Raw genomic sequence first — 24,529 nt, 5'->3', positions numbered from 1 at the left:
GTCTTTCCGTTTGTAATACGCGGAGGCCCGAACGGCTAGACGTGATGGCGAATCGTCGTTGAGGTTGCCATGTCCCCCCGTCCGCCGTTCCTGCTCGCCATTCTGCTCCTGAGCTTTCCGCAGATCGTTGAAACCATCTACAGCCCAGCCCTGCCGCTGATCGCTACGGCCTATCGCGTCACCCCAGCCGAGACGGGCCAGACGCTGTCACTCTGGTTCGCAGCCTTCGCTTTCGGCGTGGTGGCCTGGGGCCGGCTCTCCGATCTGTGGGGCCGCCGCCCGGCGCTGCTTGCGGGCCTTGCGCTTTATGCGGCGGGTGCGGCTTGGGCCATGGTCGCCAGTGATTTCTCACATTTGCTGGCCGCACGGCTTATTTCCGCCTTCGGGGCTGCGGTTGGATCGATCGTTACCCAGACCGCGCTACGCGATAGCCATGCTGGGCCGGAGCTGGGCCGGGTCTTCGCGGTGCTTGGGCTGGCGCTGGCTATCAGCCCGGCGGTGGGCCTCTTCGCAGGCCAACTGCTCGCGGCCAAGGCCGGTCACAGTGGCGTCTTCGCGGCCCTCGGCCTGCTTGCGGCGTTCATGCTCGGGTTGAGTCTCTGGCGCTGGCCTGAAACCCGCCCCGCTACTTTGTCTGTCGCCCCATTCTGGCCCACCTTCCGAGTCATGCTCCGCGATCCCGGCATTTGGCGCTGTACCCTGCTGATCGCCGCATTCAATGCCGCGATCTTCGCCTGGTACCAGCTTGGCCCCTTCCTCTTTGCCGGGTTGGAGAACCCCTGGCTCTCATTCGGCCAGAGCGGTTTCCTGCTCGCCGCCGGTGCGCTGGCGGGGGCGCTGATGAACCGTGCCCTGTTGCGCCGCGGTTGGACGGCGGAAGCGCTGATCGCGCTCGGCGTCCTCCTCCTGGGGGCGGGGACCGCGCTCGTCATCCTGCTCACCGCGCTTCTGCCGCAGAGCCTGGCCTTCCTGAGCGGCGTGACGCTGATCTCGTCCGCATATGCCGTCGCGATCCCCAATGTGCTGGCCATCGCCCTGCGAGCCTATGCTGATCGGTTCGGAACTGCTGGCGCAGTCCTGAGTCTCTTCTACTACAACCTCCTCGGGGCGGGACTGGTGATTGCCGGCTACGGGCAGCGCCTAGATTTTGCCTTGGCCGTCTGCGCGCTGCTGGCGGCGATCGTCAGCGTCCGGCCAATGAGGTGCAGAGGAGCGTTGAGTGAGGAGTCGCCGCCGGGGGGCAAGTCCCGAATCCTGTGTAGTTCGTCAGGAGGGGGTCGGAGCTGAGGGCTCCCGTCATCTAGCAAGTGGATCAGCAAGCGCCTGCCTGGCCGCCACGTGCGAGGGAGCTGGCGCCTGGGCAGAAGGACGGCCACCAGGAAGCGTATGGTGGCCATCGACGAAGAGCAGGTGCGGGGGTTCCTCTCGGAGGTATTCGGGGTTGTCCTGGCCGAGCGCAAGCAGGCCGTCATTGCGTTGGACTGCCCTGAGGGACGCGATGCAGGCGCCCCGTTGCTCCAACACCGGATGGAGGTTCCTCCGTCTGAGCGTCGCCGACGTGGCCACCGCGCCCCACGCGCCGAGGCTTCGACTGTCCTGGTCCGGCCCTGTCCCCCATGCTGGCGGACATCGAGGCCATCATCCTCAACACGGACGGCGTGCACAGCCACGCGGCGCACCGCCTCCCTTGTGGACATCGTTGAGGCCCAGCAGTCACTCGGCGCGTACCTGCTGCTGCGCGAGCTGCGCGGCACGCTCAACGCCAGCCTGTCGTCGCTACCACTTGGCGTGTTATGCGACGCAAATGCTGCGCGCCTCCCGCATGGGCGCAAAAATTTCGCAACCCGGCTCTGGTCTCCCAAACGGCGCGGAAATTCGCACGCGATTGCGAGATGGGGCTAGCCGTCTGCACAACCGTTGATACGGTGTTCAACGTGTCCTCGGCCTCCCGCACACTCCTGGCAGTGGCCCTGGGGCTCGCCCTGGGCTCGGCCATTGGCATCGGTGGCTACACCTTCGCGTACGCGAAGGGCGCGGCCTACCTGCATGACGATCCAGCCGCCTGCGCCAACTGCCACATCATGACCGAGCAGTACGACGGCTGGCGCAAGAGCAGCCACCACGCGGTGGCCACCTGTAACGACTGCCACACGCCGGCAGCGCTGGTGCCCAAGTACCTCAACAAGGCGAGCAACGGCTTCTGGCACTCCTTCTACTTCACCACCGGCACCTTCCCGGACCCCATCCGTATCCGCCCCGCCAACCGGCAGGTGACGGAGAACGCTTGCCGGAACTGCCACGCCAGCCTCGTGGAGAGCATCGAAACGCCCCACGCAGACTCGCTGCAGTGCCTCACCTGCCACAACTCCGTGGGGCACCCCGAAGGCTCCGGGAACCCCGAACTCATCCATCAGGAGGTTGAACGATGACCGAGCCCGAGAAGCAACGGCGCTTCAGCGGCGTCAAGCTGGTGATTGCCGTGGCAGTGGCTGCCGCCCTGGCCGCCGCTGGCGTCACCGCGCTCCTGGTCAACATCATGGAGCGCAAGCAGGAGGCGAAGAATCCCTTTTACCGGGTGGTGGAGCTGGACGACACCATCACCGACCCGGAGGTGTGGGGGCGGAACTTCCCGCTGCAGTACGACAGCTACAAGCGCACGGTGGACCAGAAGCGCACCCGCTATGGCGGCAGTGAAGCCGTGGCGCGCACGCCGTCCCAGGCGGACCCACGCACCGTCGTCGCACAGAGCCGGCTCGAGGAGGACCCACGGCTGGTGACGATGTGGAGCGGCTACGCCTTCGCCACCGACTTCCGCGAGGAGCGCGGCCACGCGCACATGCTGGACGACCAAGTCTACACCGAGCGCCAGCACGTGACGCAGCAGCCGGGCACCTGCATCCACTGCCACGCCAGCGTGTACGTGCCCTACAAGAAGCTCGGCGACGGCGACCTCATCAAGGGCTTCGAGAAGATGAACCAGATGCCCTTCATAGAGGCGCGCAAGCTGGTGGAGCACCCCGTCTCATGCATCGACTGCCACGACCCCACCACGATGCAGCTCCGCGTGACGCGGCCTGGCTTCATCGAGGGCATCGCCGCGCTCAAGGCCAGCCAGGGCGTTCCCAACTTCCGGGTGAATCAGGACGCGACGCGCCAGGAGATGCGCACCTACGTGTGCGGGCAGTGCCACGTCGAGTACTACTTCAAGGGCAAGGAGAAGCGCCTCACGTACCCCTGGGCCAAGGGCATCAACATCGATCAGATCATGGCCTACTACGATGAGGACGGGCACTCCGACTGGACGCACGAGCTCACGGGCGCCAAGGTGCTGAAGGCGCAGCACCCCGAGTTCGAGATGTACAACCAGGGCATCCACGCGAAGAGCGGCGTGGCCTGCGCGGACTGCCACATGCCGTTCATGCGCGAGGGGGCGATGAAGGTCAGCGACCACCAGGTGCGCAGCCCGCTGCTGAACATCAACCGCGCGTGCCAGACGTGCCACAAGTGGAGCGAGGCGGAGCTGCTCCAGCGCGCGGAGACCATCCAGACGCGCACCTTCGAGACGCGGAACATCGCCATGGATGCGCTGGTGGACCTCATCCATGACATCGAGTCCGCGCAGAAGGCGGGGCTGTCCGACGAGGCGCTCGCCAAGGCGAGAGACCTTCAGAAGCGTGCCCAGTTCTACCTGGACTTCGTGGAGGCGGAGAACTCCATGGGCTTCCACGCGGACCAGGAGGCGGTGCGCATCCTGAGCAACTCCATCAACTTCTCGCGCCTGGGCCAGAACGCGCTGCGTCCCGGTGGTGGCGCCTCCACCAGCCCCACCACGCGGCCTCAAGGCGCTCCGGCGCCGCTGACGCCAGTGTCCGCGGATGGCGCGGGTGAGACGCAGCAAGGCTCGAAGTAGGCACGGCGAGCGGAAGCGGGAGGTGTCCGCTTCCGCCGTCCGCCGAAGCGGCTACTCGGCGCGCACCCAGTACTGGGTGCGGCCCAGCAGCGACATGCCGACGTAGCCGCGGACCTTCAGCTTCTTGCCGCCATCCTCGACGGCGACCTTGCACTTGTAGGTCTTGCCATTCGCCGGGTCGAGGATGCTCCCGCCGGACCACTCGTCATCATCCTTCTTCAGGTCGCGAAGGATGGTCATCCCGATGATGGGCTGGTTCTTCAGCGAGCCCTCGCACTTGTCGCAGAGCGGGTTCTGCTCTTCCTTGGGCTCGCGGAAGAGCTTCTCGATCTTCCCGTACAGCTTGCCGTTCTCCTCGTAGATGGCGATGACGGACTTGGGCTTCTTCGTCTCGTCATCGATGGTCGTCCACCGGCCAACGGCGGCATTGGTCGCGGCGGGGGCCTTGTCCTCGGCGAAGGCGTTCGAGGCCAGCAGCAGGGTCAGGGAAGCGAGTCCAAACCAGCGGGTTGCGTTCATCTCTTGGTGTCCTTCCGCGCGGGGGCTCACGCAGGAGGCCCCATGCGTCCAAGCCCCGCATCACTTCGTTTGTACTCCACCGCCGTGCCGGCACGCAGCCCTTCCTGGCACGCGGTGCGCCGCTCAAACGTGCCGCCTCGCGTCATGGCTGTCTCATCGCGGTGTTATCGACGTCGCCCAGGCGCTCCCAGGAGCAAACTCGACGGAGGAATGCGGGTTTCTCCGGCGTTGCACCTCGAGACATGAGCGTGTACCCCAGCGGCGCGCCGTGTCCTCGCGGTGTCCGATTCTGGAGGCTCCGCCTGACGCTCGCCGCCACTGCCCGCCCTCGCCCCCGCGTGCTCGCCGATGCGCTCGCGCGTTCCCGGGCCCACGACGTGGCGCTCGTGCTCGGCGGCGCGCTGCTCACCGCGGGGCTCGCGCAGGTCTCAATTTCGGTACCCGGTTCACCTGTTCCCATCACGGGTCAGTCCCTGGGCGTCATCGTCGCTGCCGCGGCGCTCGGCCCCATGCGAGGCATGGCCGCGCAGCTCCTGTACCTCCTGATGGGCGCGGTGGGCCTGCCTTTCTTCGCGGAGGGCGCCAGCGGCCTGGAACGCATCCTGGGAGCAACCGGTGGCTACCTGGTCGGCTTCGTTCCAGCCGCCATCCTGGTGGGACTGGCGGCGCAGCGTGGATTCGACCGGCGGCCGTGGACCGCGCTGCCGCTCTTTGCCGTGGGTCAGCTGGCTGTCTTCGCGGTCGGCCTGCCCTGGCTTGTCCTGTCCGCCCGGCTCGGCGTGGCCAAGGCCGTTGGCGTCGGCTTCACCCCCTTCCTTCCTGGAGGGCTCCTCAAGGCCGCCATCGCCGCCGTGCTGCTGCCCCTCGCGTGGCGGCTGGTGGGGCCGCGCAAGGTCTGACGCCTCGACGTCAGCCCCATGCTTCGTCGCCGATGCGCATATGAAGAAGGCGGCCAGCGAACTCATCGACCGCTGAATCGGTGACCTCGGGCATCTCCCGCGCGTCCCACTGGCGTGGAACGTTCGGAGCTTGAACGGCCCCCGCGCCGCAACGCCAGGAGCCCGAGGAGCGCCGCGGCAATGACAAGCGCTCCAGCCAGTCCAGGCACCATGGGCGAACCATCCTCGCGAGGCGCTGCGGCCACCAGCGCGGCGTCGCCGAGCACCACCAGCCCTGCCCAGGCCGCAGGTGGCAGACCCGCGTCGATGGCCTCGAGCTGTGCGGCCCGCAGCGCCGCGGAGACACTCAAGCCCGTAGCCAGGTGCCGGTAGAAATGCTCCACCAGGTCCGCCGCTTCCGCGTCGCGCAACGGCCACAAGCTTGCCACCACCGCGCTCGAGCCCGCCTCGAAGAAGGCCCGCGCGAGGCTCAGCACGCCCTCTCCCGGAAGCACCACTCCGGAGGCGCTGCGGCACGCGGACAGCACCACCAGCGCGCCATCGAGATGCAGCCGGATGATTTCGCGCGGCTGGAGAATGCCGTCCTCGTCCTCCGCGCCCGGGGCGAGCACGAGCGCGGAGCGCTCCGGCGCTTCGGCATCCACCACGGCGTGCGCCGCCATGTGCAGCACCCGGACCAGCGATAGGTCCGCGCTCTTGAGCGCGCGCTCAGAGGCTTCCGTGCCCACCAGCAGCCGGGGGACGACGCGGGTGTCTCGCAGCTCTCGCTCCACCCCGAGCCCTTCGCGACGAGCCTCGGGCAGCGCGCCGAGCTGCGCGGCCTCGTCGAAGATTCCAGCCCGAGAGCGCGCCGCCGGCCGCGCCACACCCTGTCCCAGGGCCCACTCAGGGTCCGCCAGCACCAGCGCCTCACCGACAGGCGTGAATGGGGCCTCCCCGTGCCAGTGCCGCCACAAGCTCGCCGAGGGCACCAGGGCCAGTTCGTAGCGAGCGACCAGGGGTGGCCCATCCCGACGCTCCCGCAGCGCGGCGAAGGGCAGGTCATGCAGCGGCCCGTCCGGAACCAACAGCAGCCGCCGAACCGTGGGTGGCAATCCCGCGAGCGCCGGGCCGAGCAGCTGCGCATGAAGCGCCACCGCCGCGCCGCGCTCGGAGTCATCCCTGCGCTCGACGAGCCCGGAGAACAGCGTGGCCGCCGCCGCGAGCCGCGTGCGCTCGGGGATGCGATGGACGTGGGTTCCCTCCCGTGTCACCACGAACAGCCACGCACCACCCGCCGACGTTCCGGAGAGGTCCTCGTCGTCCCCCACGAGGAAGACCAGCAGCGCTTCGTCCTCCCTCAGCCCCTCCTCCACGGACGCCAGTGAGGCGAACTCCTGCACACTCTTGTGAGGCGCTGGGCGCAGGTCCCGCTCGCGGTGCTCCAACGCCTGGAGTTCATTCAGGGCCGCCTCGCGTCCAGCGCTCGTCAGCGACGGGTCCAAGAGCTGGCGTTGGACCACCACCAGCCGCGATTGCACCTCGCTTCGTTGCGCCCGGCGCTCGGGCGTGTCCCCGGAGTCCGCGCGTGCTCGGAAGGCGACCAGGGAATCGAGCAGCGTCCGCGCCCGGAGCCGTTCGCTCACGGCGAAGGCCCGCGACACGGCCTCCCTGAATGGAAGCGTGGCGGGCTTGCCCGTCGCCCCACCAGCCTCCAACGTCCACCCCGCGAGCCGGTGGTAGTCGCGGGCCCACGTCGCGAACAGCTCCGCCTGGCTGGAGGCGTCACTCTGCGTCTGGCGCAGGGCCTCCAGCGCGTCCAGGGCGCGCTCGGCATGCTCCAGTGCCTGGGGCAATGGCTGTGTCCGGTACGCCACCGTGCTGCGGCCTCGAAGGGCCAACGCATGGAACAGCGGGTCGTTTCCTTCGGAGACCAGTCGCAGTGACGCCTCCGAGTCCTGAATGGCTCCGGCCGGGTCCACGCCTGCCCGCCGCTCCGCGCGCGTCCAGAGACACGCCAGCCGCCGCTCGTCCGAATCCAGCGACTCCGCGAGCGCCATGCAGCGCTCCAGGAGCGCGACCGCCTCACGGTGCTCCTCCGGGGTGTCTCCCAACAGGTCCGCAGTGAGACGCACCGCCCGGGCCACCAGCGTTGGGTTCCCCGCCCTCTCCGCGGCGGCCATGGCCTGCCGCGCCAACTCCAACGCTCGCGCCCGGTCCGCCGGCACATGGTCACGCTCGAGCCGCCGCAGCGCGACGTTGGCGAGCGTGAAGCGCGCATGCGCTTCCAGGAAGAGGTCGCCAGTGCTCCGGGTCAACTCCACCAGCCGGGCATTGACGTCCGAGGCCTCCTCCAACCGGCCCAGCCGCTCGCTCACCGTACTCATGACGGACAGGTACTGCTTCTTCAGCCCTTCCGCGCCGTCCGGGAAGACGAGCGACTCGGCGCGCTTGAGCACACGGAAGGCCCGGCCCAGGTCGAGCTCCACCTCATAAAGCTGGCTGGCCTCGACGATGAGCGCGCGTGCGTGGAGCTCCGGCCGGCCGGAGGCGCTCGCCACCTCCACCACGCGCCGCGTCCAATCCCAGGCCTCCTCGGTTCGTCCTTGAGCCAGGAGGATGGCGCGCAGGTTGATGGCCGCCAGCACCTCGCCCTCCGCATCCTGGAGCCGGCGGAACGTCTGCGCCGCGCGAAGATAGGGACCTTCCGCCTCCTTGCCGCTGGACAGCATCTCGACATGCCCGAGCACCAGGGGCAGCCAGCCATGCTCAGGGTGACGCTCCATCAAGGCCGTCAGCTCGCGCACCACAGCGTCACGAGCGGAAGTGACCTGGGCACACTGGTAGAAGCACATCGCCGCCTCGCGGCCCTCTGGCTGCGAGGCGAAGCGCGCCCGGCACGACTCGAGCGAGGGAGGCTGGGGACGGCCTGACGCCGCGGAGAAGGCCAGGGCCGGACACACCGAGAGAATGGCCCCCATCAGGAAGGAGAGGAGCCTTCTGTTGCTGTATTCGGACCGGTGCGTCCGGAGCGGCACGTCAGCGAGTGGGCGGAGGCGGCGGGTCGACGGGCTCGCACTTGAGCGTCACCGGCCCGGGGGGAGGAGGCGGAGGCCTGGGCATCGGAACCAGCTCGAAATAGCAAACGAGGGCTCCAGTCCAGGAGGCAGGCTCCACAACGGACCAACGCTCCACCGTCACCGCCGCCGCGGAGAGGGTTTCCGCGCTCACCGTGGCGATGGCGCGCGCGAACACCGGGGCCTCGGAGGGGGTCCGGTAGGTCAGGCGCAGGGGCGTATCCTGGTCCACCACCCCCGTGGTCTGCGCGACGACGACACCGGAGTGGTCGAGGAGCTGGAGCGTCACGGTCTGGCTTTGGCCCGTGCGGACGCCCGTCTCCACCACCGAGGCCACCACCAGGTCGCGCGGCTCTCCGTAGCTGAAGGCCGTCTTCACCGCGCGGGTGACGGGGACCGACTGGCTCCAGGCCTGCCCTGCCCCTCCGGCCACTCCCATCAGGAGCGCCACCAGTCCTGCTCGCATCCACCGCCGTGTCTTCATGCCCAGCTCCGTTCTCATGAGGTCGCCCTTGGACTTCGGACCGCGCGCTTCACTCCAACCGGTTGACGAACGTGGCGCCGCGAAGCACCTGCCCGTCCGGCAACCGCGCTTCCACCTGCCACAGCAACGTCGTTCCCGGTGGCAACGGCGCCAGCACCTCGGCGGGCACCCGGTACTCACGCTTCTCAAGCGAGTCCACGCGGTGGACCCAACTCAGGTCCTCCGTGGACAACCGCACCGACCAACGGGTTCCCTCGGGACCGCCGCTCCAGCGCAGCACACAGGCGTCGCGCTTGAGAGGCACCGCCTCTGGCACCTGGGAGACGACCGCCGCCGTATCGCCGCCACGCAGCCGCGGCACTTCGGGCTCATCCCGCATCACCACGCCCACGACGATGAGGGCCAGGGCCGCGGTCGCCGCCACACCCCACAGGGGCTGGCTCCACGCGAAGCGGAAGCGGCGCTTCTGCCGCGCGTCACCGTCTCGGCGCCGGCTGCGCGAACTGTCCGCCAGGGGCTCCACGGGAGGCGCGGCCTCCGCGGCGGAGCGCGTCAGTTCGTTCGCGAGCCGCCAGGCCGCCGCCCAGGCCGGGTCCGCCGCCACACGCTCGACGACCGCGCGGCGCTCCTCGGCGGGCAGCTCGCCGCTCACCGCGCGCCAGACGAGGTCCGCATCCACCGGCGCCTCCGCGCGCTCCACCGGGTCCTCGGCACGCACGGCGGCGCGCAGACGTTCGACGGTGGCATCATCGGGCTTCGTCTCGTCGCGTCCTCGCTCGCTCACGGCTCGAATCCCTTCGTGGAGAGGCACAGGCGCAGCGCGGCCAGGCCGCGGTAGATGAGGTTCTCGGTGCGCTTGTCGTCCCAGCCCAACAACCGCGCGGACTCCGGCACGCTGTGGCCTTGCAGGAACAGCGTCACCGCCAGCCGGCGGTCCTGGACCAGCTTGCGCAGACAGTCGCGCACGGCCTGGGCAATCTGGGAGCCGCCCGCGGCCTTCTCCGGGTCGCCCGATGCCACCGGCTGCTCGGGCAGCGATTCCACCTCTTCCAGTTGGACCTCACGGCGGCGTGACACGTTGCGCAACTCGTCCACCAGCGCCGTGTATGCGACGCGGTACAGGTAGGCGGAGGTCAACCGGCTGCGGTCCGGCTCGCGCCGCTGCAACTCCATGACGCGCATCATGGCCGTCTGCACCAGGTCATCGCGGCGATCGGCCATCCGGGGCGGACACACCCGGGCCACCGCACGGGCCAGGTCCTCTCGCAGCCGCTCCAGCACGTCCGAGGGGAGAGAGACCATGGCCTGTGCCGGCCTGTGTCGTGGCTCCACGTGGAAGTTCCTCCGAGGTGCATTCATGGTCATCGAAAGGTCCCTCCCACGGCAAGTGAGGTGGCAAACGTGAGGCGCCCCCTGGGAGGCGATGCGCTCCGCGATTCAGGGAGGCCGGACGACTACGGCAGGGCTGCATCCCAGACGAGGATGCGCAGCCGCGTGTCGGCGTCGGTGAGGCGCATCCGGCGCATGGCGGAGTCGTGTCCCCAAGTGAGCGTGGCATTGGAACGGGCCGTCGTGGGCGTCTTGCCACCCGAACGGAGGGCGGGATTTTTTACCCTCACTTCACCCGTACGATTTCCGGCGAGTGCGTCTGGGTCGGGCGCTACGACAAGGCCCGGTGGTATCGCCTGGAGTGGCAAACCCACCGGGCCGCGGCCCCGCCATGCGAACCGGCACCAACAGGGACTTCTGACGCGGACAGCCCGGCGAGGAGGACGAAAACCGCTGGTCGCGAGGCAGCGGCCTCCGTCACTGGTTGGCCAGCGCCGTTCGCAGGCTGTCGAGCAGGTAGGAGTTGAGTTCCTCGCTCGACAGCTTCGGCTCCTCCCGGAGTCGGGCCCGGGCGAACTGCTGCCACTCGTGCAGCTCTCGCGGCGTCGGCTCGCGCTTCATGTTCGCCGGCATCCCCCGGTAGGCGTGGAACATGAATTCGTAGGCCTCCCGGATGAAGCGCTCGATGTTGAGCACCGCGGGCTTGCTCATGCCCGTCAGCTCGTTACGCACCGCATCCCGGATGGCGTACTTGAGCTCCTCCGGAGTGATGTCCGGGTTCTCCCGCCGCTTCTCCGCCGAGAAGGCGCGCCAGGACTGCATCTCCTCGTCCGTGGGGGCACGAGACGCTCCCAGGTAGCACAGCGACACCCAGCCGATGGACTCCATGATGAAGCCATCGATGTTCGCGGGAGACAGCGTGTCCATCCCCAGCGCCTGCTCCCGGATGGCGTCGGTGATGGCATGTCTGAGCTCTTCCGGCGTCATCTTCGGGTTCTCGGCGAGCTTCGCGGTGGCGAAGGCACGCCAGTGCGCCATCTCCGCCGGAGAGGCGTGACGCGCCTTGCCCTCGTAACACATCGAGACCCACCCGATGGCGTCTTCGATAAAGCGTTCGATGTTCGCGGGCGACGCGGAGTCCGTGCCCGTCATCTTCGCGCGGAGGGTATCGGTGATGGCGTACTTGAGCGCCACGGGAGACATCTCCGGGTCCTCCCGCAGCTTCTCCGCCGCGAAGGCGCGCCAGTACGTCAGCTCCGCTGGGGAGGCATGACGCTCCTTGCCCTGGTAGCAGAGCGTGACCCACTTCACGGCGTCATCGATGAACTTGTCGACGTTCTCCGGTGACGTCGAGTCCATCTTCATCACCTTCGCCCGCACCGCATCGATAATGGCGTACTTGAGTTCGTCCGGCTGGATATCGGGGTTCTCCCGCTTCTTCTCGGCGGCGAAGGCGCGCCAATGGCGCATGTCTTCTTCGGTGGCGTTACGCGACGTCCCCTCGTAGCACCAGGTCACCCAGCCGATGGCTCCGGAGATGTACAGGTCGACGTTCTCGACCGTCGCGACATCCAGCCCGTCCCGCTCGAGCCGCAGCTCGTTCGCGATGGCGGCTCGGACCTGCTCGGCGGTGATTTTGGGGTCGTTGGCGCGAAGCTCACGCGCGAAGCCCAGCCACTTGGACCGCTCCGGTCCGCGCGGCCACCGGTCGCCCTGGAAGATTTCCCGGTAGGCCTCGTCGATGCAGCGCGCCATGCGCTCATCGGTCAGCAGGCCCAGCAAAGAGGGGAGCACCTCCCTCGCATGGGCCGCCTGCTGCTGGGCGTTGGAAGGGCCCAGGGACTCGATGTTGTAGTGGCGGGCAGCCGCGACCGGCGCGGCACGCTGGGCCGGAATCACCGAGCCGAGCAGGTCCACGAACGCGCGGGCGGAGTTCATGTCCGCCACGCTGCGGACCTTGGACGCGGAGACAGAAGGCAGACGCTCACCAATGCTCGTCATGAATCCCCCGGGCGAATGCGCTCTCATTGCCTCGGGTGGATTAAGAGGCCGGGCCGGGGGGCGATAGTCTCCCTCTCAAGAAATGGCATCTGCCGGTGCGGGCCCCTCCTTCGTGGACTTCCTGGTGAAGGCGTTCAGGCGCCAGGACCGGGCTCGGAAGCGCTCCGCGGGTTGACCGCATCAACCGACGGACCGGTGCCTTCAGTCGCAGTACCTGTACATCGTCCCCAATGAGCATCCTGGGACCTTGCCGGTTCCCTTGCAGTACGGTCCGTCCTTCATCGCCTTGTCCTTGGCGATGACAGCCTGCAGGCTGTCTCCTTGGGTCCAGTAGAGGCACTCGTACACCGGCCCCGCCATCGGGCAACAGCCGCAGCCACAGGCTTCATACGTATCGCCGACATCGGGCGGAGCGCCCTGTGCCGTAATGGGGTGAGGCATTGGGGCGTTACACCCCACCGTGAACGCCAGCAGCACTCGCAACGCACGCATGTGGGGACAATAGGGGTCACCACGCGGGCGTGCCCATCCGCCAGTTGCCTGACAGCTGCTTTGCGGGTGTCACACCCATCCGGTATGGAACGCGCATGACTCGCCCGACCTCATCGACGGATTTCGATCCACAACTGGCCCCCCTCCTCCCCCCGCTGAAGGGGTATGTGCCCTTGCAGATGACGTTGGAGCAGCTCGAGCATTTCCGCCGGTTGAGCCATGTGACTCGGGAAACGCTGATTGGCGACGCGCAGGTCAGCTGCGTTGACTACAGCATCCCCGGATACCAGGGCGCCGAAATCGTGGTCTCGGTCATTGCCCGGCAAGGCCACTCGGTTCCCGGTCCCGCCGTCTATCACATCCATGGCGGCGGCATGGTGATGGGCACCCGCTTCGCGGGGGCGAAGCCGCTCGTGGATTGGGCGCTCCGCCATGATGCCGTCTGTGTCACCGTCGAGTACCGGCTGGCGCCCGAGCATCCAGCGCCCACCCTGGTGGAGGACTGCTACGCCGGCCTGGCGTGGATGGCGGCGCACGCGGACATGCTCCGGTTTGATCCGAATCAACTGGTCATCTTCGGCGGGAGCGGCGGCGGAGGGCTCGCGGCGGGCACCACGCTTCTGGCTCGGGACCGGAAGGGCCCTCGGCTGCTGGGCCAACTTCTGCAATGCCCGATGCTGGATGACCGGAACGAGACGGAATCCGCACACCGATACGATGGCGTCGGCGTCTGGGACCGCACCAGCAATCTGACCGCCTGGAGAGCCGTGCTGGGAGACCGCTGTGGAGGCCCCGAGGTGTCACCGTATTCCGCGCCCGCTCGAGCATCGGACTTGAGCGGACTGCCGCCCACCTTCATCGACGTCGGAGGAGCGGAGACGTTTCGAGATGAAGCTGTCGCCTATGCCCGCGGAATCCTGTCGGCGGGTGGTGAGTGCGAGCTGCACGTCTGGGGCGGAGCCTTCCATGGCTTCTATGACATCGCCCCGCAGTCCGACCTGGCGCGCGCCTGCATCGCGGCACGCGACGCGTGGATTGCACGGATGTTCGCCCGCGGCGCCATGAGCCCGTGTCCTCCGTAATGAAAATGAAGTTGGCTCAACGGGCTGCGGGCGGGCCATGCATCTGAGGCGCCTGCCACTCCGTCATCGTTGCCCTACAGCTCCCCCCTCTTGCTTCCAGGAAATCCCCCCATGTTCCATGCGCACCGCGTCCCACGAGTCCTGGTCTTCGCCCTGCTCCCGGTCCTCTCCGCCTGTTCCTCTTCTGAATGCACGGAGAACCGCGACTGCGCGTCCCGCGGACCGGACATCGTCTGTGTGGAGGAGACTTGCGTTCAGGCCGCCTTGCCCGACGCGGGAACCGTCGACGCAGGAGTGGAAGACTCCGGGGTGGACGCGGGTTCAACGGACCCGGACCCGGGCTCGGATGACGGTGGCGTGGACGCAGGCTCGGGCGATGCCGGCGCTCCGGACTCGGGCACGGATGCTGGGAGTTCTGCGCCAGAGGCTTCGCTGCGCATCACGGAGATCAACCCGTACGTCCAGCAGGAACTCATCGAGCTGGTGGCCGTCACCGGCGGTTCACTGACGGGCATCTCCCTCAAGGAGCTCACCAACTCCGACTTCACCTTCACCTTCCCCCAGGGCTACACGGTGGAGACGGGCGCGGTGTTGGTCCTCCACCTTCGCGGCGCCTGCACGGATGCCCCTGGGAACCCGGCCTCCTGTGGCCAGGCCGCCCCATTCACCGCCGGGGCATGGGACTTCAGCATGCCGGGCACGCTGAGCTACTCCGGCAAGGTCTTCGAACTCTTCGCGGCGGATGGCACTCCCATTGACGGCGTTCCATTCGTCCGAGCCTCCGGGGAGATGCCGTCCAACATCGTCGCCGCGGTCCAGCGCCTTCAGGCAGACCGGGTCTGGGACCCGACGCCTTGTGTGCATGACCTCCAGACCGGGTTCGCCCGTGACCGGTACTGCCGCAACATCGCTGTGGACTGGTCCAACATGAACGCGGACGCCAACGTCATGCGCATCGCCGGGGACTCGCCGCTGACGACGCCCGGGACTCGGTCGCAGTGGAGTGGCCCCCTGCCTTCACGCTGGGGAACCTACTAGCGAGGTCGGCTCCGGATGCCGCAAGGCGAGACCATGTCGCGGCGCTGACGCTCGTATCATGCGCCTCGCATGACTCCCACCGAGGCGCAGTAGGGGAAGAAGCCCATGCCGTCGCGCGTCTCGCCTTCTGAGGCCCCCGCGTGCGGAATGGGCCCCCTTGTCAGGCGCCCTCATGTCGGCGAGACGGGGGCCGGTGCGTTGCCCTTGAGCAAGGCCAGCAGTCCGGCGAGCAGCCCGACCCCTGGCGAGCCACCCAGGAGCGCTGCCCCCAGGATGATCCGCTCGTAGTCGTCCCCTGTCGGTGCGCCCGACGCTTTGGGGCCACTGAACATCCACAGATAGGCGGATACGCCCACCACCACCGTGGCGGCTCCGGAAATCAGCAGGAACCACTTCCACGAGCCGCGCCCCTTTCTCACCGCGAACAGGTGGATGAGGAGTGACACGACCCCGAGCACGCCCCCGCCAAAGAGCGCCAGAAAGAAAGCCCCGATGACGAACATTCCCATGGCGCGGCATCCTAGACCTCCACCCCGCGTCTGGACACTGCGGGTCAGGGGGTGAACAGCCATCCACGTGGGAGGCACGCATCTCACGATGGCTGACAGCGTGCGCGACGATTTCCAGAGCATGGACGAGTTCGTGCTCCGCTCCCGAAACCCCGCTTCCCGTCCCCCCGAACCTCAGCAACGCGAGCTCCGCGCGCGCCCCCGTGGTGCAGGACGCGCTGGATGGAGACAAGCTCCTCTCCCTCCGCCCGAGACGGACACCGATGTCCATGGGGACCCGTTCGACTCACCAACGAGGCCGGTTACCACACGTAGTGCTACTCACATGAAGAGCCCAACGCCGCGAAGCCCCACGGCTTGAGACTGTCTATTGATGGGTAGGAGTGCCGCGTCGTGGCGAGCACCAGCCTCACGTGAGACTTCAAATTGGCGGCGCCACGTCCGGCAGAAACCACACCGCCGGATTCGTCAGGTTGACGGCTGCGCATGACGTTCGCGCCTGCACAGCGATGGATGATGGCGCGCCGGCCAGAAGCGCGCAGAACCGAGGGAGGCCTGCTCCCGCGAGGACTTCGTTCCTCCACCCAGCCCACCCAACTGAGCCGCGGTCATTCAGGCGCGGCGGGCCCGCGATCTTTTTTCCGACCGACCGATGATTTTCGGCGGCCATGGCGGTCCAACCCTCAAAACCGCTTCACGGAGAACCCCATGACCACGGCGACCCCCACCGAACTCCAGCACGTCACCCCGGCAACCCGCCTGCTGTCGGGCACGCAGTCCTCCTCGAAGAAGGCCCTGTGGACGGGACGCGTCCTGAGCGGCATCGCCGTCCTCTTCCTGCTGTTCGATGCCACCGGGAAATTGCTCCAGATTCCGGAGGCCCGGCAGGGAACGGTGGAGCTCGGCTACCCCGTGAGCGTGCTCTTCGGCTTGGGAGTCGTTCAGTTGGTGTGCCTCGCGGTGTATCTCATTCCCCGGCTCTCGGTACTGGGGGCCATCCTGTGGACGGGCTATCTCGGAGGCGCGGTCGCCACCCATGTCCGGGTCGGCAACCCGCTCTTCTCCCACATGCTCTTCCCCGTCTACGTCGCGACGCTGCTCTGGCTGGGGCTCTGGCTGCGCGACGCGCGGCTCCGCGCCGTCCTGCCGGGCCGGGCCACGTCGCCAAAGGCTTCAGGCCGCCCTGGCGCGGAACCGTAGCCGCTCTTCCCGCCAGGCCCCTGGCTGCCTGGTTCCGAGAGAAGAACGGCCCCTGGGCTCGTGAGGCAGGAAGCCCAGGCTCGTCCTCTTCGCCCTGAACGGGATACTACGGCCACTCCATACAATTGGTGCCTCGCTGCACAGCGATTGGCGATGGCGTGCTGTGTTCCGCTCGAGAGGCGAGCCTCTGTCCGATGTCCGGCACGACCCGGCCGCCGGATGAAGCGCGGGCTTTCCACTCGACTCGAGGCACGCGATGTTCAATTCCGTTCTATCCCCCAGGAGAGAGTCGCATGCGAACCCTGTCAATGCCCCTCATCGTCGCCGCCCTCCTAACTGGCTGCAGCCAGACCCCAGACCCCACGCCAACGCCCCAAGACTCGGGCGTCCCGCAGCTGGACTCGGGCGTCCCGCCGGAAGACTCGGGCGTCCCGCCGGATGACGCTGGCGTCCCTCCAGATGACGCGGGTGTTCCGCCGGACGACGCGGGTGTTCCGCCAGAAGATCCGCTTCCCACCGGCCCCCCGGTCCCGCAGGGCCCGCCCAACGTGCCCGAGTTCGATCCAGCCTTCCCCGGGCAGACACGCGTCCCGGCCATCCAGACGCAGACGCCCATCCAGGTCACCGAGATTGCCTCGGGCTTCAGGAATCCCTGGGCCATCGCCTTCCTGCCAGACCAGCGCATGCTGGTGACGGAGAAGCCCACCGGTTCGCTCTACATCGTCACGCCGCAGGGCGCGAAGTCTCCCGCCGTCGCGGGGCTGCCCTCCGTGGATGGCCGTGGCCAGGGGGGCCTGCTCGACGTGGAGGTCGGCCCCGACTACGCGCAGAGCCAGCTCATCTACTGGACCTATTCCGAGCCACGCCAGGGCGGCAACGGGCTCGCGGTGGCGCGTGCGAAGCTCGTGGACGGTGCGCAGCCTCGCGTGGAGGACGTCCAGGTCATCTTCCGCATGATGCCCACGCTCGAGTCGACGCTGCACTCGGGGGGACGGCTGGTGTTCACCCCCGACGGCAAGCTGTTCGTCACGCTCGGGGAGCGATCCATCCTCGCGGGCCGGGTGCAGGCTCGGGAACTGAACAGCCACTTCGGCAAGGTGGTCCGCATCAATCCCGACGGCTCCGTACCCCAGGACAACCCCTACGTGAACACCGAGGGGGCGAAGCCCGAAATCTGGTCGGTGGGCCACCGCAACGTCCTGTCGGCGGCGCTCGACAGCCAGAACCGGCTGTGGACGGTCGAAATGGGACCGCGCGGGGGTGACGAGCTCAACCGCCCCGAGGCCGGCAAGGACTACGGCTGGCCCACCATCGGGTATGGCGAGGAGTACTCCGGCGCGCCCATCCACGAGAGCCCTCGGGGCCCAGGCATGGAGCAGCCCGTGTACTACTGGGACCCGGTCATTTCTCCCTCGGGGATGACCATCTACTCGGGGACCCTGTTCCCCGAGTGGCGGAACAACGTCTTCATCGGAGGCCTGTCCAGCCAGGCGCTGGTGCGGCTCATGATGCGGAATGACCGCGTGGTGGGCGAGGAGCATCTCCTCAAGGACCTGGGCGTGCGCATCCGCGAGGTGGTGCAGGGCCCCGACGGAGCCCTCTACCTGCTCACCGACGCCACCAACGGAAAGCTGCTCAAGGTCACGCCGCGCTGAAGTCACCGGAGGCCACGGCTTGCTCCACGCTCCCCGAGCGACTCGGTCCTCGGGGGGCGCGGAGATCGCAACACAGCCCCTCTCCGTCCAATCCGTCCGCATTCCGGAACCGCACCAACTCCCGGGGTGTCTGGGGCCCGCGTCGAGCCCTCAACCCCGGAGTTTCCATGACGATGAGACTCGCCGTCTGCGCCCTGCTGCTGCTCTGGGGGTGCGCGACGCCTCACGCCACCCCGCAGCGCCCTCTTCCCGCGAAGGCAGGGCCCGTCTTCCTGGAGAATGACTGGGAGGGAGCGCTCCGGGCGGGGCGGGAGGGCCGGCGGCCCGTCCTGGTGGAGGCGTGGGCCCCCTGGTGCCAGTCGTGCCGGTCCATGCGCGCCACGGTGCTGACGTCCTCCGCCCTGGATGAGTGGGCGGACCGCTTCGTCTGGCTCGCGGTGGACACGGACGCGGACACCAGCATGGCCTTCCTCCAGCGATACCCGGTGGACACGTGGCCCACCTTCTTCGTCCTGGAGCCAGAAACGGGCGCCGTCCTCGCGCGCTCGTTGGGTGCGGTGTCCCTCCCCCAGTTCCTGGGCTTGCTCGAGCAATCCGAGCGGACCTTCCAGCAAGGCCGCCTGGGCACGGAGGTGCTGGCCCGGGCGGATGCGCTCGCCCTCTCCGGTCAGCACGGAGAAGCCGCGGTGGCCTATCAGCGAGCCCTGGAGCAGTTGGCCCCCGAGGACGCGCGCCGCGCGGGCGCCCTCGTGTCCTGGAGCAAGTCGCTGGCCGCCACGGGCTCCTCCGCGGACTGCATGCGGGTGGCCGCGAGGGAGTTGCCGAAGCTCTCGCGCGTGGACGATCGCACGCGGCTGCTCTACGTGGGCATGGGCTGCGCGCTGGACACGAACACCGATGAGGCGCGGGCGGTGCGAGGCCAGTTCGCCGAGGAGGCAAACCGGGCCCTGGGTGCTGCCGAGACCGAGCTGACTCCGCTTCAACGCTCGTCGCTCTACGAGCTGGCTTGCGAGGCCCGTGAGGCGTCCGGGGACGAAGCGGGGCTGCGCGACCAGGCGCGGACCTGGTGGGCGTTCCTCCAGCTCCAGGCCACTCACGCGAATGGGGCCGAGGAGCGCTCGGCGCTCGATTCGCATCGGGTGATGGCCACCGCGCTGTTGGACCAGCCGGACGCCGCCATTCCCCTCTTGGAGCGCAGCGAGCGGGAGCTGCCCGGGGACTACAACCCGCCAGCCCGGCTCGCGACGCTGTACCTGATGGCCGGGAGGAAGGATGAGGCGCTGACGGCGAGCAACCGGGCCCTGGCCCTGGCCAAGGGAGTCTCCCGAGGCACCGTGCTCGCGGGCCATGCGCGCATCCTCATGGCACATGGAGAGCGGGCGCACGCGGAGCGACTGCTGACCGAGGCCTTGAGCGAAATGGACCGGACGCCAGGCATTCCGCAGGACCATCTCCAGCGAAAGGTCCTCGAACGAACCCTCGCGAGGCTTCGCGCGAGCAACGGTGCGTCGCCGAAGTGAACGGCGAACGGAAGGCCGCCATGACTCGGCGCTGAGGGCTCCGCCTTACCGGGCTGGGGACAGGCGGCCAGGCGGACGGGCCCACACCATTTCGCCCGAGCCTGGCCTGTTTCGCCTACGCTGCCCGCCGTCTTCTGAAAGGCCGGTGTCCGTCGCATGGGTGGTCGTGTGCTCTCTCCAGTCCTCCTCGTCGGTGCGGGAACGGGGGAGGCCACGTGCGGCATCCTGTACCTGGCGGGCTACCTGCGGCGCGGCGGCATCGAGGCCTTCGTGCGGCTGTACGACGGGGATGAGACCGAAGCCGAGGTGACACGCACCTTCGAGAGCCTCCTGCGCCGCGTACGCCCGAAGCTCGTGGGCATCAGCCTCAAGTGGTTCCACCACGTGGACCGCGCGCTGCTCATCGCGAGGACGGTGCGGCGGCTCGACCCCTCCATCCGCATCGTCGTGGGAGGCAACTCCGCGTCGTACTGGTGGAAGGAGCTGAGCGGCTACGACAGCATCGACCACATCGTGCTGGGCGACGGCGAGGTGCCACTGCTGGCGCTGTGCAATGGCGAGGAGGCGCCGCCCAACGTCGTGACGAGGAGTCCGGACGGCCGTCCGCGCCGGCTGCCGCTGGAGTACGTGCAGCGCGCCACGAACACGGACGACATCTATTACTCGCACTTCAACGACATCTTCCTCAGCCAGATGGACCAGCACTCGTTCTCCGGCTGGGTCGCGCCCGGCAAGGGGTGCGGTGAGAACTGCCTGTATTGCGGCGGGGCGCGAGGCAACCAGAAGGCGGACTTCGGGCGCGCGAAGCCCTTCCTGCGCGCCGAGGAGAACGTGCGCCGCGACCACCAGGAGATCGCCGGGCGGACGTGGCAGATGCGCTACGACTTCGCGGGCAGCACCGCCGGTTTCTTGAGCAGCACCTGGGCGGGCGTGGACCTCTCCCACCACTGCTGCACGTACTTTCTGTGGGGTGTGCCCCGGGTGGAACTGGTGGCGGCGCTGGCCGCGACATTCCAGCGCGTCTACATGGTCATCGACATCGGGTGCTTCTCCGAACAGCAGCGGCTGGAACAGATGGGCCGGGGGCTGCTCAAGCCCTGCGCGAAGGACCGCGAGCTGCTGGAGGTCATCGACGCCTGCCGCAAGTACCCCAACCTGGACATCGAAATCTCCGGCATCGGAGGCCTGCCCTTCGCGAGCAAGGCCACCCTGGCGGAGGAATTGCGGCTCGTGGAGCGCATCATCGGCCTGGACTGCGTGGTGGGCTACCAGCGGCTCGAGGCGCAGCCGGGGGCGCTGGTGACGCAGCATCCCGCGCGCTTTGACATGGTGACGGAGGCGAAGACGTTCACGGAGTTCCTCGACTACTTCGAGCGCCGCGAGCCCGGTGACGTGTCCGTGCCGATGATTCGCTTCCGCGACGCGGGCCTGGAGGCGGCGGTCCAGCACACCTCCGACCGGGTGGACGCGCTGGCCTGGAAGCACCGCGACACGCGCAAGAGCGTCGCCATCCAGGGCAGGACGCGGCTGCGCAACACCGCTCCCTGGACCCAGCGCTTCACCCTGGGGGAGTGGCTGGGCAGCCACCGCGCCCCCGCGAAGCTCGCGGGCGAGGCGGTGACGGTCCTCCGCTCCGTGGATGGCATCACGATGAGCTGCGCCCCTTCTGTCAGCCCGAAACGGTTCTCCGACCCCACGCTCACGCAGGGCGAGGACGGCGCCATCCTCCTGGCCGCCCTGGCCGCCTTCGAGCACCCCACGACGGTCTCCAGCGCCGTGTCGAAGCTCGGCGCGAAGGCGCGGCTCGACCCGCATTCCGCGCGAGAGGTCATCGACCACCTGGTGGACGGACGCTTCCTCCAGCCGGCGTGAGCTTTCGCACCGCAGGGGGCTCGACTGATTCCTCGCCCGGGGAACGGTGGGGCGAATAAATCGGCCGGAAAAGGCCATGTCACATGCGGCACCGGCTGCGTCGTCCTGACGTTGAACGCAGGCACTTTCGCCCTGCACGACACTCAGGAGCCGCCCATGAAGCCCCGGATGAACGCGTTCGCCGTCGCCCCCGATGCGATGAAGTTGACGCTCGATTACGGCCAGAAGCTGCTGGAGCTGGGCCTGGAGAAGAGCCTCCAGGAGCTGGTGAAGATCCGCGCATCGCAGCTCAACGGCTGCGCGTTCTGCATCCACATGCACACCCGGGACGCCCGCGCACATGGGGAGACCGAGGAGCGCATCTACCTGCTGGACGGTTGGCGCGAGTCGCCCCTGTACACCGAGCGCGAACGGGCGGCCCTGGCCTGGACGGAGGCCCTGACGCACGTCTCCCAGACGCACGCGTCCGATGAGGACTACGCTGCCCTCGCGCCGCACTTCTCGGAGCAGGAAATCGTGCATCTCACCCTGCTCATCGGGATGATCAACACCTGGAACCGCATCTCCGTGGGGTTCCGCTCCATTCACCCCGTCACCACTCCCCGCACCGAGGCCGCCTGACGTGAATCCCGCTGACGCCTTCGACCCGCTGCGCCCCCGCTTGCTCCGCATCGCCTACCGGATGCTGGGCATCGTCGCAGAGGCAGAGGACGTGGTGCAGGAGGCGTACTTGCGCTGGCACCAGACCGACCGCGCCGCCGTGCGCGACGCCGAGGCCGTGCTTGTCCGCACGGTGACGCGGTTGTGTCTGGACGTCCTGAAGTCCGCCCGCGTACGCCGCGAGGAGTACGTGGGCACCTGGCTTCCGGAGCCCATCGTCGATGCGGTGGAGGGTGATGACTTGACGCTGCCCCTGATGATGGCCCTGGAGCGGCTGTCCCCGCTGGAGCGAGCCGCCTTCCTCCTGCACGACGTGTTCGGCATGGACTTCGAGGAGGTGGCGAAGGCCATGGGCCGGGCCCCTGCCGCGTGCCGCCAGCTCGCCAGCCGCGCACGGGCCCACGTGCGCGAGGCTCGGCCGCGATTTCCCGTGTCGGAAGCACAGGGCAGTGAGCTGGCCTCGGCCTTCTACGCCGCGTCCCGGAGCGGGGACATGGGTGCGCTCCAGGCGCTCCTGGCCCAGGACGTCGTCGTGTACTCCGACGGTGGCGGCAAGGTGAAGGCGGCCCTCAACCCCATCTACGGTCAGGAGAAGACGCTGCGCTTCTTCGAGGGCTTGCTGCGCATCACGGGCGTGAACGCCTCGCAGCGGGTGCACGAGGGATTCATCGACGGACTGCCCGCCTTCGTCACCCTGGAGAAGGACGGCACGCTCCAGACGACGGCCCTGGGCATCGAAGAGGGCCGAATCGCTACAATCTACGTCACTCGCAACCCCGACAAGCTCCAGGGCATCCGCGGGCTCGTGGGAGACAAGCTTCCGCCCTGACAGGGGCCACGGTTTCAGGCGTTCGTTCAAGGCGCGACGAAGCACGCATGGATGCGCCCGGCGTCTGTCCATTCGCCCGCTTCGGCAGGAATACCGCGTTGCGACCACCCGCCCCCGCCGTGGACCCTGCCGCCGGACTGATGTTGCAAGGGGGCGAATCATGCGTGGACTCTCAAAGCAAACTCGTGGCTGGAGCGCGTTGCTCCTCGGGGGGCTCCTCTCTCTGGCGTGTGGCGGTGAAGCGGAGCTGTTCGAAGGCAACTCCCCTTCGAGAGAGGACGCCGAGGCCGGGCTTCATGGTCCGGGGAGCCAGGGGCCCTACCCGAACTGGACGACACCGACCTTCGCGACGGATGCCCAGGTGGCCGAGGACGGAAACCAGTTCTTCGTGGCCTGGTCCGACGGCCGCCCCGGCCGCTTCTACGCCGCGCGCGTCTCGAAGAATGGCCGGCTGCTGGACCCGGATGCCATCCCCCTCAACCCCGGTTTTCGACCCGACGCCTACTACCATGCGACCGCGTTCGATGGCCGGCAGTTCCTCGTCGTCTGGACCGGGGATACCTCCATCTTCCTGACGCGTGTCAACCGGAACGGGACATTGGACGGCCCGCCGGTCACGCTCTTCACCCCTACCGACCACCAGCCCGCGGGCTCCCCGGGCATCGCCTGCCACGACCGCAAGTGCCTGGTGGCGTGGATTGGCTTTGGCGGAACCGCCACTGGCGCGGTCCGCGGCATCACCCTGAACACGGCGAAGCCGGACTTCGACGTCCAGGAGGTCTTCATCTCCAACCAGTTGTCTGCCATCAACTCCTATGGCGTCGCGGTGGCATGGTCCCATGACCGGTACCTGGCGACATGGACGGACTCTCGCTTCGGCGGCCAGGACATCTTCGCCGCGAGAATCCGGCGCACGGGCGCGGTGCTCGACCCGGACGGCTTCGTCATCTCCGCTGCGCCGGGCAATCAGAACTTCTCGGCGGTGACGGCGACGAAGCAGGGCTTCTTCGTCGCCTGGAGCGACGCACGCAATGGCCCCCCCGACATCTACGGCGCCCGGGTGAAGGACGGGACGGCGAACGTCCTGGACCCCAGCGGCATCCCCATCGCCACCTCGGGCACGAGCGACATCACGCCCAAGGTCGCCTCCGAGGGCCACCAGGTGCTCGTCACCTGGAGCGCGCTGACAGCCGACACCAGCCGCGTCCGTGGCGCCCGGGTGAAGCTGAACGGGAACGTCCGTGACCGCCACGGCTTCGCCATCTCCCGGGGCGCGGCGGCTCGCCAGCTCGTGTCCGGCAACGTGGCCTATGCCAATGACAAGTACTTCGTCGTCTACGGGCGTGCCCCCGTGCTCGATGAACCGCCCTACCAGGTCATCGTGGGGACCCGCGTGAAGCAGGATGATGTCTTGGACATCCCAGCCATCCGCATTTCGCACGCGCCTTCGGTCGAACAGCTCGTGCCGTGACGC

General features: G+C 68.3%; 22 protein-coding genes. 13 read left to right on the top strand and 9 right to left on the bottom strand.

All coding sequences use genetic code 11. From position 1 onward, the window contains the following. Window positions 1-69: 69 nt before the first annotated feature. From FMP39_RS08095 to FMP39_RS08085, 3 genes are all read left to right on the top strand, one after another. A complete protein-coding gene (locus tag FMP39_RS08095) occupies window positions 70-1,287 on the top strand; it encodes an MFS transporter (RefSeq protein WP_141589387.1) in 1,218 nt (405 codons plus the stop codon). Window positions 1,288-1,925: 638 nt separating this feature from the next. Next, complete coding sequence (gene nrfH / locus FMP39_RS08090) at window positions 1,926-2,429, top strand: cytochrome c nitrite reductase small subunit (RefSeq protein WP_141589386.1); 504 nt, start codon at window positions 1,926-1,928, stop codon at window positions 2,427-2,429. Further along, window positions 2,426-3,910, top strand: a complete 1,485-nt coding sequence (locus FMP39_RS08085) for an ammonia-forming cytochrome c nitrite reductase subunit c552 (RefSeq protein WP_141589385.1) — start codon at window positions 2,426-2,428, stop codon at window positions 3,908-3,910. The genes nrfH and FMP39_RS08085 overlap by 4 nt, the downstream gene beginning before the upstream one ends. A gap of 51 nt (window positions 3,911-3,961) precedes the next feature. On the opposite strand, the gene FMP39_RS08080 is transcribed toward FMP39_RS08085, so the two are convergent. Continuing rightward, the gene (locus tag FMP39_RS08080) at window positions 3,962-4,429 is read right to left on the bottom strand and encodes a DUF2147 domain-containing protein (RefSeq protein WP_011552285.1); all 468 of its coding nucleotides are present in this window, start codon (window positions 4,427-4,429) and stop codon (window positions 3,962-3,964) included. 242 nt (window positions 4,430-4,671) lie between these two features. On the opposite strand from FMP39_RS08080, the gene FMP39_RS08075 reads away from it, so the two are divergent. Next, a complete protein-coding gene (locus tag FMP39_RS08075; protein ID WP_141589384.1) occupies window positions 4,672-5,328 on the top strand; it encodes a biotin transporter BioY in 657 nt (218 codons plus the stop codon). Between the two features lie 62 nt (window positions 5,329-5,390). Here FMP39_RS08075 and FMP39_RS08070 read toward each other — a convergent pair whose 3' ends face one another. The 7 genes from FMP39_RS08070 to FMP39_RS37360 form a co-directional block, all read right to left on the bottom strand. After that, window positions 5,391-8,288, bottom strand: a complete 2,898-nt coding sequence (locus FMP39_RS08070) for a CHAT domain-containing protein (protein WP_228557785.1) — start codon at window positions 8,286-8,288, stop codon at window positions 5,391-5,393. Between the two features lie 58 nt (window positions 8,289-8,346). Beyond that, the gene (locus FMP39_RS08065) at window positions 8,347-8,886 is read right to left on the bottom strand and encodes a hypothetical protein (protein WP_228557784.1); all 540 of its coding nucleotides are present in this window, start codon (window positions 8,884-8,886) and stop codon (window positions 8,347-8,349) included. 31 nt (window positions 8,887-8,917) lie between these two features. Then, entirely contained in the window at window positions 8,918-9,652 is a 735-nt protein-coding gene (locus FMP39_RS08060; protein ID WP_228557783.1) for a hypothetical protein, read from the bottom strand. Further along, the gene (locus tag FMP39_RS08055; RefSeq protein WP_141589381.1) at window positions 9,649-10,170 is read right to left on the bottom strand and encodes an RNA polymerase sigma factor; all 522 of its coding nucleotides are present in this window, start codon (window positions 10,168-10,170) and stop codon (window positions 9,649-9,651) included. The genes FMP39_RS08060 and FMP39_RS08055 overlap by 4 nt, the downstream gene beginning before the upstream one ends. Window positions 10,171-10,322: 152 nt before the next feature. Further along, window positions 10,323-10,487, bottom strand: a complete 165-nt coding sequence (locus tag FMP39_RS37365; RefSeq protein WP_194858289.1) for a hypothetical protein — start codon at window positions 10,485-10,487, stop codon at window positions 10,323-10,325. Between the two features lie 187 nt (window positions 10,488-10,674). Then, a complete protein-coding gene (locus FMP39_RS08045) occupies window positions 10,675-12,198 on the bottom strand; it encodes a hypothetical protein (RefSeq protein ID WP_228557782.1) in 1,524 nt (507 codons plus the stop codon). Window positions 12,199-12,399: 201 nt separating this feature from the next. Continuing rightward, complete coding sequence (locus FMP39_RS37360; RefSeq protein ID WP_194858296.1) at window positions 12,400-12,690, bottom strand: hypothetical protein; 291 nt, start codon at window positions 12,688-12,690, stop codon at window positions 12,400-12,402. Window positions 12,691-12,785: 95 nt separating this feature from the next. On the opposite strand from FMP39_RS37360, the gene FMP39_RS08040 reads away from it, so the two are divergent. Both FMP39_RS08040 and FMP39_RS08035 read left to right on the top strand, forming a co-directional pair. Then, a complete protein-coding gene (locus tag FMP39_RS08040; RefSeq protein WP_141589378.1) occupies window positions 12,786-13,772 on the top strand; it encodes an alpha/beta hydrolase in 987 nt (328 codons plus the stop codon). A 264-nt stretch (window positions 13,773-14,036) separates the two neighbouring features. Beyond that, the gene (locus FMP39_RS08035) at window positions 14,037-14,810 is read left to right on the top strand and encodes a hypothetical protein (RefSeq protein WP_228557781.1); all 774 of its coding nucleotides are present in this window, start codon (window positions 14,037-14,039) and stop codon (window positions 14,808-14,810) included. A gap of 170 nt (window positions 14,811-14,980) precedes the next feature. On the opposite strand, the gene FMP39_RS08030 is transcribed toward FMP39_RS08035, so the two are convergent. Continuing rightward, window positions 14,981-15,319, bottom strand: coding sequence for a hypothetical protein (locus tag FMP39_RS08030; protein WP_141589376.1), 339 nt, complete (start codon window positions 15,317-15,319; stop codon window positions 14,981-14,983). A 708-nt stretch (window positions 15,320-16,027) separates the two neighbouring features. Between FMP39_RS08030 and FMP39_RS08025 the strand changes: the two genes are divergently transcribed. The 7 genes from FMP39_RS08025 (at window position 16,028) to FMP39_RS07995 (ending at window position 24,526) form a co-directional block, all read left to right on the top strand. Further along, window positions 16,028-16,519, top strand: coding sequence for a DoxX family protein (locus FMP39_RS08025; protein WP_141589375.1), 492 nt, complete (start codon window positions 16,028-16,030; stop codon window positions 16,517-16,519). A gap of 293 nt (window positions 16,520-16,812) precedes the next feature. After that, window positions 16,813-18,174 (top strand): PQQ-dependent sugar dehydrogenase, encoded by a 1,362-nt coding sequence (locus tag FMP39_RS08020; protein ID WP_194858288.1) that lies wholly within the window; start codon window positions 16,813-16,815, stop codon window positions 18,172-18,174. A 167-nt stretch (window positions 18,175-18,341) separates the two neighbouring features. Further along, window positions 18,342-19,694: a thioredoxin family protein gene (locus tag FMP39_RS08015; RefSeq protein ID WP_141589373.1), complete on the top strand. Its 1,353-nt coding sequence runs from the start codon at window positions 18,342-18,344 to the stop codon at window positions 19,692-19,694. Between the two features lie 156 nt (window positions 19,695-19,850). Next, complete coding sequence (locus FMP39_RS08010; protein WP_141589372.1) at window positions 19,851-21,566, top strand: radical SAM protein; 1,716 nt, start codon at window positions 19,851-19,853, stop codon at window positions 21,564-21,566. Between the two features lie 156 nt (window positions 21,567-21,722). Further along, on the top strand, window positions 21,723-22,187 hold the full coding sequence (locus tag FMP39_RS08005; RefSeq protein WP_141589371.1) for a carboxymuconolactone decarboxylase family protein: 465 nt from the start codon (window positions 21,723-21,725) through the stop codon (window positions 22,185-22,187). A gap of 1 nt (window position 22,188) precedes the next feature. Then, window positions 22,189-23,055: a sigma-70 family RNA polymerase sigma factor gene (locus FMP39_RS08000; protein WP_141589370.1), complete on the top strand. Its 867-nt coding sequence runs from the start codon at window positions 22,189-22,191 to the stop codon at window positions 23,053-23,055. Window positions 23,056-23,215: 160 nt separating this feature from the next. Next, window positions 23,216-24,526 (top strand): hypothetical protein, encoded by a 1,311-nt coding sequence (locus FMP39_RS07995; RefSeq protein ID WP_228557780.1) that lies wholly within the window; start codon window positions 23,216-23,218, stop codon window positions 24,524-24,526. Window positions 24,527-24,529: the final 3 nt, after the last annotated feature.

The sequence above is a fragment of the Myxococcus sp. AB056 genome (assembly GCF_006547365.1).
GTDB classification, from domain to species: domain Bacteria; phylum Myxococcota; class Myxococcia; order Myxococcales; family Myxococcaceae; genus Myxococcus; species Myxococcus virescens.
Note: the sequence above shows the minus strand (reverse complement) of the source record. Positions and strands in the feature narration are given on the sequence as shown.

Bases quoted from the DNA above. Each gene is read 5' to 3' on its own strand.
- FMP39_RS08095 (WP_141589387.1), top strand. From the start codon at position 70: ATGTCCCCCCGTCCGCCGTTCCTGCTCGCCATTCTGCTCCTGAGCTTT.
- FMP39_RS08085 (WP_141589385.1), top strand. From the start codon at position 2,426: ATGACCGAGCCCGAGAAGCAACGGCGCTTCAGCGGCGTCAAGCTGGTG.
- FMP39_RS08080 (WP_011552285.1), bottom strand. From the start codon at position 4,429: ATGAACGCAACCCGCTGGTTTGGACTCGCTTCCCTGACCCTGCTGCTG.
- FMP39_RS08075 (WP_141589384.1), top strand. From the start codon at position 4,672: ATGAGCGTGTACCCCAGCGGCGCGCCGTGTCCTCGCGGTGTCCGATTC.
- FMP39_RS08070 (WP_228557785.1), bottom strand. From the start codon at position 8,288: ATGGGGGCCATTCTCTCGGTGTGTCCGGCCCTGGCCTTCTCCGCGGCG.
- FMP39_RS08065 (WP_228557784.1), bottom strand. From the start codon at position 8,886: ATGAGAACGGAGCTGGGCATGAAGACACGGCGGTGGATGCGAGCAGGA.
- FMP39_RS08055 (WP_141589381.1), bottom strand. From the start codon at position 10,170: ATGGTCTCTCTCCCCTCGGACGTGCTGGAGCGGCTGCGAGAGGACCTG.
- FMP39_RS08045 (WP_228557782.1), bottom strand. From the start codon at position 12,198: ATGACGAGCATTGGTGAGCGTCTGCCTTCTGTCTCCGCGTCCAAGGTC.
- FMP39_RS37360 (WP_194858296.1), bottom strand. From the start codon at position 12,690: ATGCGTGCGTTGCGAGTGCTGCTGGCGTTCACGGTGGGGTGTAACGCC.
- FMP39_RS08040 (WP_141589378.1), top strand. From the start codon at position 12,786: ATGACTCGCCCGACCTCATCGACGGATTTCGATCCACAACTGGCCCCC.
- FMP39_RS08030 (WP_141589376.1), bottom strand. From the start codon at position 15,319: ATGGGAATGTTCGTCATCGGGGCTTTCTTTCTGGCGCTCTTTGGCGGG.
- FMP39_RS08025 (WP_141589375.1), top strand. From the start codon at position 16,028: ATGACCACGGCGACCCCCACCGAACTCCAGCACGTCACCCCGGCAACC.
- FMP39_RS08020 (WP_194858288.1), top strand. From the start codon at position 16,813: ATGCGAACCCTGTCAATGCCCCTCATCGTCGCCGCCCTCCTAACTGGC.
- FMP39_RS08015 (WP_141589373.1), top strand. From the start codon at position 18,342: ATGACGATGAGACTCGCCGTCTGCGCCCTGCTGCTGCTCTGGGGGTGC.
- FMP39_RS08010 (WP_141589372.1), top strand. From the start codon at position 19,851: ATGGGTGGTCGTGTGCTCTCTCCAGTCCTCCTCGTCGGTGCGGGAACG.
- FMP39_RS08005 (WP_141589371.1), top strand. From the start codon at position 21,723: ATGAAGCCCCGGATGAACGCGTTCGCCGTCGCCCCCGATGCGATGAAG.
- FMP39_RS07995 (WP_228557780.1), top strand. From the start codon at position 23,216: ATGCGTGGACTCTCAAAGCAAACTCGTGGCTGGAGCGCGTTGCTCCTC.